This window comes from Telluria sp. ZT3P39, assembly GCF_059685935.1.
Map to the genome: position 1 here is coordinate 36,711 of NZ_JCASIH010000015.1, position 12,756 is coordinate 49,466.

Sequence of the window (12,756 nt, forward strand, 5' to 3'; positions counted from 1 at the left end):
TTGGTGGCTGGCGAGTTCGCTATCGCTGCTCAGAAGTGATCCAGCGAAAAAATCCGCCGATGCTCGCGGATCGCATACCGATCCGTCATCCCCGCAATGTAATCCGCAATCTTCCTGGCCTGTCCCATCGGATCGCCTTCGACCTGGTAGTCGTTCGGCAGCAGCACCGGGTCCTGCATGAAGCCGTCGAACAGCTCGCGCACGATGCGGCTGGCCTTGACGCGCATGCGGTTGACCTGGAAGTGGCGGTACAGATTCGCGTAGAGAAAACGCTTGAGCGCCGTGGTCTCCGCGCGCATCTGGCTTGAAAAGCGGATCAAGGGCGGCAGGCTGCGCACGTCGTCGATGCTCAAGGGCCCGGCATCCAGGATCAAGGCCCTGGACGTGTCGACCAGGTCCGCCGTCATCTGCGTGATCATCAGCCGGATCGTCTCGTACAGCGTGCGCCGTCCCGGCAGGCCCGGGTACTGCGCCTCCACCGCGTGCCGGTGGCGGGCGAACAGCTCGACTTCTTCCATCTGCGCCATCGTGAGCAGGCCCGAACGCAGGCCGTCGTCGATGTCGTGGTTGTTGTACGCGATCTCGTCGGCCAGGTTGGTCAGCTGGGCTTCCAGGCTGGGCTGGCTGCGGTCGATGAAGCGCTGGCCCAGTTCACCCAGCTCGCGCGCATTCGTCAGCGAGCAGTGTTTCAGGATGCCCTCGCGCGTCTCGAAGGTGAGGTTCAGGCCGTCGAAAGCGCCGTAGTGTTCTTCGAGCGTGTCCACCACGCGCAGGCTTTGCAGGTTGTGCTCAAAGCCGCCGTAGTCCTTCATGCATTCGTTAAGCACGTCCTGGCCGACGTGGCCGAAAGGCGTGTGCCCGAGGTCGTGCGCCAGCGCGGTGGCTTCGACCAGGTCTTCGTTCAGCTGCAGGCTGCGCGCGAGGGTGCGGCCGATCTGCGCCACCTCGATGCTGTGCGTGAGCCGGGTGCGGAACAGGTCGCCCTCGTGGTTCAGGAAGACCTGAGTCTTGTATTCGAGGCGCCTGAAGGCGGTCGAGTGGATGATGCGGTCGCGGTCGCGCTGGAACTCGCTGCGCGAACCGGCCGGCGGCTCCCGGTGCTCGCGGCCGCGCGACTTCGACGAATGGGCTGCATAGGGTGCGAGGCGTGCGTCGAAGTCCATGATATTTACTGTATGCAGGCGGCCAGCGTGGCGCGCAGGGTATCAAGCGGCGCCGTCGCGATCGACGGCGCGCCCAGGGGCTTGAGCAGGATGAACTTGATCGCCCCGCCCTCGTTCTTCTTGTCCACCGCCATCAGCTCGATCCAGCGCTCCTGGCCGAGGTCCGGCGCCTTCGTCGGCAGGCCGGCGGCGGCCACCAGCGCGCGCACGCGCTCGACGGTGGCGGCATCGACCAGGCCGAGGCGCGCCGACAAATCGGCCGCCATCACCATGCCGCAGCCGACCGCTTCGCCGTGCAGCCAGTTCCCGTAGCCGAGGCCCGATTCGATCGCGTGCCCAAACGTGTGGCCGAAATTGAGCACGGCGCGCAGGCCGCCTTCGCGTTCGTCCATGCGCACCACCTCGGCCTTGATCTCGCAGGAACGCGCGATCGCATAGGCCATCGCCGCCGGATCGCGCGCCACCAGCCCGGCGATGTTCTGCTCGATCCACGCGAAGTAGGCGGCGTCCAGGATGGCGCCGTGCTTGATCACTTCGGCCAGGCCGGCCGACAGTTCGCGCATGGGCAGCGTGTCGAGGGTGGCGGTGTCGGCGATCACGGCGCGCGGCTGGTAGAAGGCGCCGATCATGTTCTTGCCCAGCGGGTGGTTGATGCCGGTCTTGCCGCCCACCGAGGAATCGACCTGCGACAACAGCGTGGTCGGCACCTGCACGAAAGGCACGCCGCGCATGTAGCTGCTGGCGGCAAAGCCGGTCAGGTCGCCGATCACGCCGCCGCCCAGCGCCACCAGGGTGGTCTTGCGGTCGCAGCGGTTGGCCAGCAGCGCGTCGTACACCAGGTTGAGCGACTGCCAGGTCTTGTGCTCTTCGCCGTCGGGCAGCACGATCTCGACCACTTCCCGCCCGGCGGCGCGCAGCGTACCGGCGACCTTGGCCAGATAGAGCGGAGCGACGACGGTATTGGTGACGATGGCGACCTTGCCGCTGTCGATGTGGCGGGTGAGCAGCGCGGCGTCGCCGAGCAGGTCGCGGCCGATGGTGATCGGGTAGCTGCGCTCGCCCAGTTCGACGTTGAGGGTGGTGGTGGCCTGTGCGTTCATCGGAATGCTTGCCGGCTCCTGCGCGCGTCCGGTATCGAGCGCGGCGAGCTGGTCCAGTATGGTTTGTACCATCGATTGTACGTTAGGTCGGCCGGTGTCGATGACGAGGTCCGCAATCTCGCGGTAGAGCGGATCGCGGACGGCCAGCAGCTCTTCCAGCTTGGCGCGCGGGTCGGCGGTCTGCAGCAGCGGGCGGTTCTTGTCGTGCGAGGTGCGCTGCAGGATGCTGCCGATCGCGGCGCGCAGGTAGATCACGGTGCCGCGCTCGGCCAGCAGCGCGCGGCTGGCCGGGTCCAGCACGGCGCCGCCGCCGGTGGCCAGCACCAGGTTGTCCTGCTTGGTCAGGTCGCGAATCATGTCGGCTTCGCGGCGGCGGAAGCTCGGCTCGCCCTCGATCTCGAAGATCCATGGCACCGAGGCGCCGGTGCGCGCTTCGATTTCGTGGTCCGAATCGACGAAGCGCTTGCCGAGCTTGCGCGCGAGCTGGCGCCCGATGGTGGTCTTGCCTGCCCCCATCAAGCCAACGAGGAAGATATTGTTGTTCTTGGGATGAGGCACTGCCGGGTCCGCAGAAATAAAAAAAGACGGCCAGTATAGACTGGCCGCCTCTCTTTGCGTCAATCCTTCGATGGCTCAGGCCATCATGGGCAGCTGAAGGTGACGCGGAACGGGTATGAGCTCACGTTGCCACGCGGGGTAGTCACGGTGACGTCGAAGGTCGCCACGCTGCCGGCCGTGCAGGGCTTGGCGCCGACGCTGGTGATCGTGAAGCGGTGGGTCGAGCCCTGGTTGCCGCTGATGACGTTGCCGGTCGGGTCGTCGTTATTGGCATCGTGCGGGAAGATGTTCGGCACGACCGCCGGCACCACGCCGACCACGGTGCCGTTGGCGATCCCGGTGACTGCCACCGTCGAGCCGGCCGGAAGCGGGTTCAGGTTCAGGTCGTTGAGCTGCAGCGTGAACACCAGCGGATTGTCCGCCGGTACAGGTCCGATGTCGGTGGCAGTGACTTTCGACAGCCTGGTCGTACCGTTGAGGAAGACATTGTCCGCAAAGCCGCCGCTGAAGAACACCGCCGCTTTCGCAAACTGCGTCACCACGCCGTCGGTCGTGCTGGCGCAGATCGTGGCCACGCCCGGACGGGTGGCGTCAGGGGTCGAGCCCGGCCCGGTATTGCAGGGCGTGGCCGGGACGTTCGGCAGCGGATTGCGCGGGTTCTGGGTACGGAAATCGACCGAACAGCCGCCGTTGAGCGTATTGCAGCCGCCCTTGTTCGACGAGCCGATCGCGCCCATGTTGGTCTGGAAGACGACCGGCGTGCCGTCGGCGACCGGATTGCCGAAACCGTCGGCCAGCAGGATGTTGAACATCGCCGCCGGCGTGGTCGGGCCGCTGTCGTAGCTCCAGCCTTCCAGGTTGGCGCGGGTCACGCTCAGCGAGACCGAACGCTGCACCGGCAGGCCGGTGGTGACGACGATCGAGTCCGAGGTGGTCGAGATGTTCGGGCGGGTGGCCGTTGCGGTTTGCGGCAGGGTCGCCTGGACGCGGAAGGTGGTCGGGAAGCTGCGCGAATTGACCGTGGTGATGACTTCGCCGCTCTGGTCGGTGGTGTCGGTGGCCTTGTTCAGAAGCACGGCGCCTTCCGGCACCACGCTGAAGTCGACGCGCTGGCCCACCAGCGGACGGTCGAAGATGTCGAACACACGGAAGCGCAGGGTCGCGGTCTCGGTGCGGTTGATGCCGCCCTGCCCCTGGATCACGATCGATTTATCGTTCGGCAGCGCGGAGACGAACTGCACCGACGCCGCGGCCGGCGGGGCGATTTGCAGGGTCGCCGACGCCGGCGTGGCCACGCCCGTGGCCGAAGCCGTGATGACGTCGCTGTTGCCGCAGCCCTGGTCGCGGTAGACCACTTTCGCGGTCCCGTTGTTGGTGGTGGCGGTATCGGCCAGCGTGGCCTTGCCGGCCGTGGCGCAGGCCGAACTGAATTTCACCGGCACCTGCCCGGTGTAGGGGGCGCCGTTGGCCAGCACGTCGAGCGAGATCTCGGTCGAGCCATAGGCCGCGATGCTCGCCGGCGCCAGGCGCAGGGCGCTGAAGGTCAGCGCGGTGGCGCCGACCGAATAATTGGCTTCGCCGGTGACGGTGGCGCCGCTGATCGAAGTCGTCGCCGTGACCTTGCCGGCCCCGCCCGCGGCCAGGCTGGCCGTGCGCATGGTCACGACGGCCACGCCGCCGGCGTCGCTCAGGCTGGTGCCGGCGGTCGGAGAAAACACCGCCAGCGCCGGATCGGTGGCAAACGACACCAGCACGTTCGGCAGCGGCTGGCCGGCGGCGTTGCGCACCAGGGCGCGCACCGTCAGCGGCGCGGCGCCGGTGAGGGTATTGCTGGCCTGGCCGCTGCCGTTGACAAAGCCCAGGCTCACCGTCGGCGCCGCCGGGGTGACGGTACCGCCGGTGCCGCCGGTGCCGGTGCTGCCGCCGCCGGTGGTGGCGCCGGGATTGCCGCCGCCGCCGCCGCAGGCAGCCAGTACCGCGGCCAGCACCAGTGCGGCGCCGCCCTTGAGGTAATTCGATCGCAGGGTTGTCATGTCAGGACTTTTTATTGTTCGTTGATCGGGTAAGGATGCCGGCTCAGCGCGCGGCGGCGGCGTCGGTCACGATTTTCGGCGTGATGAACACCAGCAGTTCGGTCTTGGCGCTTTCGCGGCCCTTTGTCTTGAACAGGTAGCCGACCACCGGCACATCGCCCAGCAGCGGCACCTTGGTCTCGTTGTTGCGTTCGGTCTGCTGGTAGATGCCGCCCAGGACCACCGTGCCGCCGTTCTCGACCATCACCTTGGTCTTGACGTGCTGGGTGTTGATGGCGAAGCCGGCGCGGGTTTCCTCGCCCTTCGAGTCCTTGTTGACGTCCACTTCCAGCACGACGTTGCCGTCCGGGGTGATCTGCGGGGTCACTTCGAGGCGCAGGTTGGCCTTCTTGAAGGTGATCGAGGTCGCGCCGCTGCTGGTGGCGACCTGGTAAGGCAGTTCGATACCCTGCTCGATCACGGCCAGCTGCTTGTCTTCGGTGACCACGCGCGGACTCGAGATGATCTTGCCCTTGCCGTCCGCTTCCAGCGCCGACAGTTCCAGGTTCAGGAAGCGGTTGGCGGCCGAGGAGAACAGGCTGAAGGCCAGCGAGGACGGCGCGATGCCGCCGATCGCCGCGGCCGGCAGGTTCACCAGGCTCATGTTGTTGAAGCTGTCGCCGCTGTTGGCGACCTGGCCGGTAGCCTGGCCGACCCCGGTCAGGTTGCCGGCGATGGCGAGGCGCTCGTTGCCGCCGACCGACCAGCCGGCGTCGCCGCCGCGGATGCCGCGCATGTCCGAGAAGCCCAGCTTGGCGCCGAGGGTGCGCGAAAAGCCGTCGTTGGCTTCCACCAGGCGCGCTTCGATCAGCACCTGCTTGGAGGCGACGTCGGTCTTCAGGATGAGCTTACGGATGTCTTCGATCTTGGAGGCCACGTCGGTGACGAACAGCTGGTTGGTGCGCGGGTCGATGACGGCGCTGCCGCGCTTGGACAGCACGCGGTTCTTGCTGTCGGCGGAGGCCCCGCCGGCCGAGTCCAGGCCGAACACGCTGCGGAAGGCCTCGACCTTCTGGTAGTTCAGCTGGAAGATCTCGGAGCGCAGCGGCTCGAGGTCGGCGATCTGGGCGCGCTGCTCGAGCTCGAGCTTTTCCTTGGTCAGCAGTTCCTCGCGCGGCGCGATCCACAGCACGTTGCCGTTCTTGCGCATGTCCAGGCCCTTGGCCTGCAGGACCACGTCCAGCGCCTGGTCCCAGGGCACGTCGCGCAGGCGCAGGGTCAGGTTGCCGGTCACGGAATCGCTGGTGATGATGTTCAGGCCCGAGATGTCGGCGATCGCCTGCAGCGCGGCGCGCACTTCCACGTTCTGGAAGTTGAACGAGAGCTTCTCGCCGCGGTAGCCGGTGCTGCCTTGCGCGAGCTTGTTCGGGTCTTCCTTGATCGGGCGCACGTCCACCACCAGCTGGGTGTCGCTCTGGTAGACCGACTGTTCCCACACGCCTTGCGCGTCGATGGTCATGCGCACGTTCTGGCCCTGCACGGCGGTCGTGATGCGCGACACCGGGGTGCCGAAATCGGTCACGTCCAGGCGCCGGCGCAAGGTTTCCGGCAGGCCGGTCTTGGCAAAGTCGACCAGGATCTGGTTACCCACCTGGCGCACGTCGACGCCGACCTGGCCATGCGGCAGGTCGACCACGACCCGGCCTTCGCCATTGGCGCCGCGGCGGAAGTCGAGGTCGCGCAGCAGTTGTTTACCGGCTGGGGCGGCAGCCGCGGGCGCGGCGACCGGCAGGCCCGACGCGTTCACGGCCTGGGCCACGCCGCCCGAGCCTTCGACGGTGACGATCACCGACTTGCCGTCGATGGCGGCGGCGTAGTTCAGCGGACGCGCCAGGTTCAGCACCATGCGGGTGCGCTCGCCGGCCTGCACCAGGTTCAGGCCGCGCACGTCGCCCAGGTTGATGTCCTGGGACGACTTGCCGGTGGCGTTCGCGGTGGCGCCGAAATCGAGGGCGATGCGAGCCGGGTTGGTGATCGAGAAGCCGATCGGCGCCTTGGTCGGCGCCTCGCGCATGGCGATGTTCAGGACCACGTTGGCGCCCTGCTGGTTGGCCGTGATCGACTCGATCGCATTGCCCTGCGCGGCGGCTGCGCCGGCGCCGAGCGCCAGCAACATGGCGGCGCTTGCGCGCGCCAGCCAGAGCGGCACGGTGATGCGAATGGTGGTGTTTGGGCTCATTTCCCGGTCTCCTTGCTTTCCGCTAACTCGATCGTCGCCTTGCGTTCGACCCAGTCACCGGTGGCGTCCTGCACAACTTCCCTGATGTCGATCGCGCTCTCGGAAACGCGCGTGACCAACCCGTGATTCTGGCCGATGCGCTGGCCGACCCTGACCTGGTGGATCAGGGCGTCGATCTGTACCAGCGCGTAGTTCGCGCCGCCTTTTTGCAGCGTGCCCACCATCCGCATGGTGTCGAGCGGGTAGCTCTCGAGCGGCTCGCGCGGACGGTCGAGGTTCGGCTGCATCGGGCTGCCGGACGCCTGCGCCACGCGCGCCATCTCGCCGAGCAGCTTGTCCTGGCTGAAGGGCTCGACCGCGGCGCCCGGCTGATAGGCGTAGGGGACGAACTGCTTCGGTTCCGGCAGGGGTTTGACGGCCGGCACGGTCTCGCGCTCGACCTTCTTCATCCAGTCGCGCACTTCCTTGACGTCGCCGTCGCCGCAACCGGCCAGCAATGCCGCGGCGCACAGGGCGCCGCCTAATCGCAGGCGCATCATTTCTTCGCTCCTTTTGCCGGCTTGGCCTTGTCCTTGCCTTTACCCTTGCCTTTGCCTTTGCCCTTCTTGTCGTCGCGCGCCTTGTTCTGCGCCTCGATCTCTTCCGGATCCAGGTAGCGGAAGGTCTTGGCCACCGCCTCCAGCTGCAGCGTGCCGTCCTTGGACGTGAGCGCCATGTTGTTGAGCGTGACGATGCGCGGCAGGTTGGCCATGTCGGCGGCGAACGCGCCGACGTCGTTGTACTTGCCGCTCACCTTGATGTTGATCGGCAGCTCGGCATAGTAGTCGCGCACCACTTCCTGGCCCGGCTTGAACAGCTCGAACTGCAGGCCGCGGCCGACGCCGGCCTGGTTGATGTCGGACAGCAGGTCCGCCATCTGCGACCGGTTCGGCAGCTGCTTCTCGAGGCGCTCGACGTACTGGTCGACCTGCACCTTCTGCGCCTGCAGCGCCGCGAGGTTGATGGCCTGGGCCATCTTGGTCTTGTATTCGGCGCGCAGCCTGGTTTCTTCCTTGGCGCCCTTCTTCTGCTTCTCGAACTGGCCATCCCAGTAGAAGAAATAGCCGAGGCCGACGACGGCGGCCATCACGCCGGTGGCGCACAGCAGGCGCGGGGCCAGCGGCCACTGGCCGGGCGGGCGCCCCTGCAGGTCCTGGAACTGCGCCGCAAGGCGGGCGCCGAGGTCTTTGAGATCGATATTCATGGTGTGTCCGTTCCGCCCTTGGCAGCGTTGGCGGCGGGCCTGGCGCCCGGGAGGGCGGCCCCGTCCTCTGCCTGCTCGCGCGGACGCTTGATCGCCACGTCCATGCTGAACTCGACGACCTTGCGCCCCGTCTTGCTCTGCGCCAGGGTGGCGACCTTCACCTCGGTCAGGTTGGGACGCTCGAGCCAGGGCGAGGGGCCGGAGACGTTGCGCAGCAGTTCAGCGACGCGCTCCTGCGACTGGGCGTAGCCGGTGAGCGTCACCTTCTGGCCCTCCTGCTTGAACGACTTCAGGTACACGCCTTCCGGGGTCTGGCGCACCAGTTCGTCGAGCAGGTAGACCGGCTGGTTACGGTCGCCCTGCAGGTCCTCGACCGCCTGCTGGCGCGCCTTGAGGGCCTCGATTTCTTCCTTGAGCGTGTTGATTTCGCCGATCTTCTTGTCCAGCTCCGCGCTGGCGGTCTTGAGCACCAGGTTGCGCTGGTTCTGGGTGGCGATGCGGCTGGCGTTGTAGCCGCCCACCAGCAGCACCACGACGGCGCCGGCGACGCCGCCCAGGGCCAGCAGCGCGACGAACGCTTTCTGCTTTTGCTTGCGCTTGGCTTCGCGGTGGGGTAACAGGTTAATCCGGATCATCAGCCAAACCTCCGCATGGCAAGGCCGCAGGCGACCAGGTAGGCCGCGCCTTCGTGGCGCAGCTGCTGTTCGCGCACTTGCGGGCCAAAAGACATGCCCGCGAACGGCGCCACGATGCTGCTCGGGATGCGGGTGCGGTTGCCGATCAGTTCCAGCAGTCCCGGCAGCGCGGCGCAGCCGCCGGCCAGGTAGAGCGCGTCGATCCGGGTGTAGGGGGTCGAGGTGAAGAAGAACTGGATCGCGCGGGTGATTTCCAGCGCTGCGCTTTCCATGAAGGGGCCCAGCAGCTCGGCGCGGTAGTTCTCGGGCAGGTCGCCGGCCGTCTTGCGGCTTTCGGCTTCCTCGAAGGCCATGCCATAGGCGCGCACGATGTCCTGGGTCAGCTGGTTGCCGCCGAAAGGCTGCTCGCGTTCGTAGATGGTCTCGCCGTTCTGCAGCACCGACACGTGGGTGGAGTGGGCGCCGATCTGGAACAGCGCGATGATCTGATCCGGTTTGCCGCCGGCGACCCGCGCCAGGGCGGCGCGCGCCGCATACGATTCGATGTCCATCACGGTGGCGGTGAGGCCCGCCGCTTCGGCGATCGCCACGCGGTCCTCGACCTTCTCGCGGCGGGCGGCGGCCAGCATGACTTCCATGTCTTCGGTCGACGCCGGGGCCTGGCCGATCACGTCGAAGTCGAGACTGACTTCGTCCAGCGCGAAGGGAATGTACTGGCTGGCTTCGGATTCGACCTGTACTTCCAGCTGGTCTTCCGACATACCGGCCGGCAGGATGATTTTCTTGGTGATGACCGAGGCCGGCGGCATGCCGAGGGCGACATGCTTGGCGCGGGTGCCGCTGCGGGTCCAGACGCGGCGCACGGCGTCGGCGACCTGCTCGATGTTTTCGATATTGCCGTCGACGACCGCGCCGCGCGGCAGCGGTTCGGCGGCAAAGCGCTCGAGGCGCAATTCACCCTTGCCGGCGTCGGCCAGCTCCACCAGGCGTACGCCCGAGGTGCTGATGTCGAGCCCGGCCAACGGCGGGCTGGACTTTCCAAACAAGGAAGCTAGATTGATCACGAGCGGACTCCCTGGTGCCCTTCCCGCTTGACGCGGGATTTGATGTTGAACGCCCGCACGCGGGATTTATTTCTATAAACCTGCACCAAATCACATACTTGATGCACATATATGAGGCAGTGCCTGAGATCGTAGCAATAAGGATGCACCCAGACAAGATATTTCTATGCAGGAACATCGCATTCCGGGGCGCGCGCGCCACACTATGACGAAGGGTGTTATCACCGCTGCCACGACCGTTTCCTGCTTGATATTGTTAAGGCCGTCCTGTTGAGCTCAATTCCTTGGGCAGGTGAAATGGCTGCCTTATAATGAGGCGCTTAATGAAGTGAACTAATACTGCGAAAGCCAGCATGAAAGAGAAACAAGCGTCACCTTCTTCACCGTCGAAATACAGCGCGAAGCGCCTGTTGCTGTTGGCGCTGGCCGCCCTCAGCGGCCTGGCGGCCATCGGCGTGCTGGTGCTCGTGTTCGCGCTCGCCATGGCCTACCCGAACCTGCCGGCCCTCGACACCATCACCGACTACCGCCCCAAGATGCCGCTGCGGATCTTTACCGCAGATAACGTCCTGATCGGCGAGTTCGGCGAGGAGCGCCGCACCCTGGTGCGTTTCAAGGACATCCCGGACGTCATGAAGAAGGCGGTGCTGTCGATCGAGGACGACCGCTTCTACGAGCATAGCGGCGTCGATTACCTGGGCATCCTGCGCGCGGCGTTCAAGAACGCGACCGGCGGCGCGCGCCAGGGCGCCTCGACCATCACCCAGCAGGTGGCGCGCAACTTCTTCCTGTCCTCGGAGCAGACCTTCAAGCGCAAGGCCTATGAAGCGCTGCTGGCCTGGAAGATCGAGAAGAACCTGAGCAAAGACCAGATCCTCGAGCTCTACATGAACCAGATCTACCTGGGCCAGCGCGCCTTCGGCTTCCAGTCGGCGGCCCAGATCTATTTCGGCAAGGACCTGCGCGACATCAGCGTGGCCGAAGCGGCGATGCTGGCCGGCCTGCCGAAGGCTCCGTCGGCCTACAACCCGGTCGTCAACCCGACCCGGGCCAAGACCCGCCAGCAGTACATCCTGCAGCGCATGCATTCGCTCGGCTACATCACCGACGCCCAGTTCAACCAGGCCAAAGCCGAGCCGCTGAAGATCAAGTCGGACAGCACGGCCTTCGGCGTGCACGCCGAGTACGTGGCCGAGATGGCGCGCCAGCTGGTCTACGAACAGTTCAAGGAAGACACCTATACCCGTGGCCTGAACGTGTTCACCACCATCACCAAGGCCGACCAGGACGCGGCCTACCTGGCGGTGCGCCGCGGCGTGATGGAATACGAGCGCCGCCACCCCTACCGCGGGCCGGAGTCGTACATTGAGATCCCGGGCGAGAAGGGCGAAGCCGACGAAGCCATCGAAGCCGAGCTGGCCGAGCATCCGGACAGCGACAACATCGTGGCCGCCATCGTGCTGGCCGCCTCGCCCAGCCAGGTGACCGCCACCATCGCCTCGGGCGAGACCATCAAGATGAACGGCGCGGGCCTGGCCTTTGCCAAGTCCTGGCTGTCCGAGAAGGCCGCGCCGAACCGCCGCCTGCGCCGCGGCGCCGTGATCCGCGTGATGCAGGACGACGAGTCGCAATGGATCATCACCCAGATGCCGGAAGTCGAATCGGCCTTTGTGGCGGCCAACACCGACGACGGCGCGATCCGAGCCCTGGTGGGCGGCTTCGACTTCAACCGCAACAAGTTCAACCACGTGACGCAGGCCTGGCGCCAGCCGGGTTCCTCGTTCAAGCCCTTCATCTATTCGGCCTCGCTCGAACGCGGGCTGTCGCCGGCCACCGTGATCAACGACGCGCCGATCAGCTTCGATGCCGGCCAGACCGGCGGCCAGGCCTGGGAGCCGAAGAACTACGACAACAAGTACGAAGGCCCGATGACGATGCGGCGCGGCCTGACGCAGTCGAAGAACATGGTCTCGATCCGCATCCTGAACAAGATCGGCGCGCGCTACGGCCAGGAATTCGCGACCCGCTTCGGCTTCGACCCGGACCGCAACCCGGCCTACCTGACCCTGGCGCTGGGCGCGGGTTCGACCACGCCGCTGCAGATGGCCGGCGCCTATGCGGTGTTCGCCAACGGCGGCTACCGCGTCAGCCCCTACATCATCTCGAAGGTGACCGACAGCGCCGGCAAGGTGCTGTCCGAGGCGCGTCCGGAGCGCGCCGGCATCGAAGCGAACCGCGTGATCGACGGCCGCAACGCCTTTCTGGTCGACAGCATGCTGCGCGACGTGGTCCGCCACGGCACCGCCACCAAGGCCTTGTCGCTCAAGCGCACCGACCTGGCCGGCAAGACCGGCACCACCAACGACTCGATCGACGCCTGGTTCGCCGGCTACAACCCGAAACTGGTGGGCATCGCCTGGATCGGCTACGACCAGCCGAAGAACCTGGGCAACCGCGAAACCGGCGGCGGCCTGGCCCTGCCCATCTGGATCGGCTATATGGGCAAGGCGCTCAAGGGCGAGGAGAACGTCGAGCGCGAACTGCCGCCGGGGCTGATCCAGGCCAATGGCGAGTACTACTACGCCGAGAACCCGCCGGGCACCGGGGTGCAGTCGCTGGACGTCGGCGCCCCGCCGGCGCCGGCCGAACAGAAGGCGCGCGACGCGGTGAGGAACGAATTGTTCTGATTTTTTGACAGTTGTAAAAAAATGGCGGCCGATTGGCCGCCATTTTTGTTTACCC

The 12,756-nt window shown here is 66.4% G+C and carries 9 protein-coding genes; 1 reads left to right on the plus strand and 8 read right to left on the minus strand.

Annotated elements, in window-relative coordinates:
- Positions 1-29: 29 nt before the first annotated feature.
- The 8 genes from AC56LR_RS14855 to AC56LR_RS14890 all read right to left on the minus strand — a co-directional run bounded on the left by AC56LR_RS14855 (position 30) and on the right by AC56LR_RS14890 (position 10,014).
- Entirely contained in the window at positions 30-1,163 is a 1,134-nt protein-coding gene (locus AC56LR_RS14855) for a deoxyguanosinetriphosphate triphosphohydrolase (protein ID WP_497131523.1), read from the minus strand.
- 5 nt (positions 1,164-1,168) lie between these two features.
- A complete protein-coding gene (gene aroKB, locus AC56LR_RS14860) occupies positions 1,169-2,779 on the minus strand; it encodes a bifunctional shikimate kinase/3-dehydroquinate synthase AroKB (protein WP_497131590.1) in 1,611 nt (536 codons plus the stop codon).
- A gap of 125 nt (positions 2,780-2,904) precedes the next feature.
- Positions 2,905-4,854, minus strand: coding sequence for an Ig-like domain-containing protein (locus AC56LR_RS14865; protein WP_497131524.1), 1,950 nt, complete (start codon positions 4,852-4,854; stop codon positions 2,905-2,907).
- Between the two features lie 43 nt (positions 4,855-4,897).
- On the minus strand, positions 4,898-7,072 hold the full coding sequence (locus AC56LR_RS14870) for a type IV pilus secretin PilQ (protein ID WP_497131526.1): 2,175 nt from the start codon (positions 7,070-7,072) through the stop codon (positions 4,898-4,900).
- Positions 7,069-7,611 (minus strand): pilus assembly protein PilP, encoded by a 543-nt coding sequence (locus tag AC56LR_RS14875; RefSeq protein WP_497131527.1) that lies wholly within the window; start codon positions 7,609-7,611, stop codon positions 7,069-7,071. The genes AC56LR_RS14870 and AC56LR_RS14875 overlap by 4 nt, the downstream gene beginning before the upstream one ends.
- A complete protein-coding gene (locus AC56LR_RS14880; RefSeq protein ID WP_497131529.1) occupies positions 7,608-8,315 on the minus strand; it encodes a type IV pilus inner membrane component PilO in 708 nt (235 codons plus the stop codon). Before AC56LR_RS14880 ends, AC56LR_RS14875 begins: the two co-directional genes overlap by 4 nt.
- Positions 8,312-8,950, minus strand: coding sequence for a PilN domain-containing protein (locus AC56LR_RS14885; RefSeq protein WP_497131531.1), 639 nt, complete (start codon positions 8,948-8,950; stop codon positions 8,312-8,314). Before AC56LR_RS14885 ends, AC56LR_RS14880 begins: the two co-directional genes overlap by 4 nt.
- Positions 8,950-10,014, minus strand: a complete 1,065-nt coding sequence (locus AC56LR_RS14890) for a pilus assembly protein PilM (protein ID WP_497131533.1) — start codon at positions 10,012-10,014, stop codon at positions 8,950-8,952. The genes AC56LR_RS14885 and AC56LR_RS14890 overlap by 1 nt, the downstream gene beginning before the upstream one ends.
- A gap of 353 nt (positions 10,015-10,367) precedes the next feature.
- On the opposite strand from AC56LR_RS14890, the gene AC56LR_RS14895 reads away from it, so the two are divergent.
- Entirely contained in the window at positions 10,368-12,701 is a 2,334-nt protein-coding gene (locus AC56LR_RS14895) for a penicillin-binding protein 1A (protein WP_497131534.1), read from the plus strand.
- Positions 12,702-12,756 lie beyond the last annotated feature (55 nt).

Excerpts from the sequence above, each read along its gene's own strand:
- AC56LR_RS14855 (WP_497131523.1), bottom strand. The coding sequence starts at position 1,163 with ATGGACTTCGACGCACGCCTCGCACCCTATGCAGCCCATTCGTCGAAG.
- AC56LR_RS14895 (WP_497131534.1), top strand. The coding sequence starts at position 10,368 with ATGAAAGAGAAACAAGCGTCACCTTCTTCACCGTCGAAATACAGCGCG.
- aroKB (WP_497131590.1), bottom strand. The coding sequence starts at position 2,779 with ATGGGGGCAGGCAAGACCACCATCGGGCGCCAGCTCGCGCGCAAGCTC.
- AC56LR_RS14880 (WP_497131529.1), bottom strand. The coding sequence starts at position 8,315 with ATGAATATCGATCTCAAAGACCTCGGCGCCCGCCTTGCGGCGCAGTTC.
- AC56LR_RS14875 (WP_497131527.1), bottom strand. The coding sequence starts at position 7,611 with ATGATGCGCCTGCGATTAGGCGGCGCCCTGTGCGCCGCGGCATTGCTG.
- AC56LR_RS14885 (WP_497131531.1), bottom strand. The coding sequence starts at position 8,950 with ATGATCCGGATTAACCTGTTACCCCACCGCGAAGCCAAGCGCAAGCAA.
- AC56LR_RS14865 (WP_497131524.1), bottom strand. The coding sequence starts at position 4,854 with ATGACAACCCTGCGATCGAATTACCTCAAGGGCGGCGCCGCACTGGTG.
- AC56LR_RS14870 (WP_497131526.1), bottom strand. The coding sequence starts at position 7,072 with ATGAGCCCAAACACCACCATTCGCATCACCGTGCCGCTCTGGCTGGCG.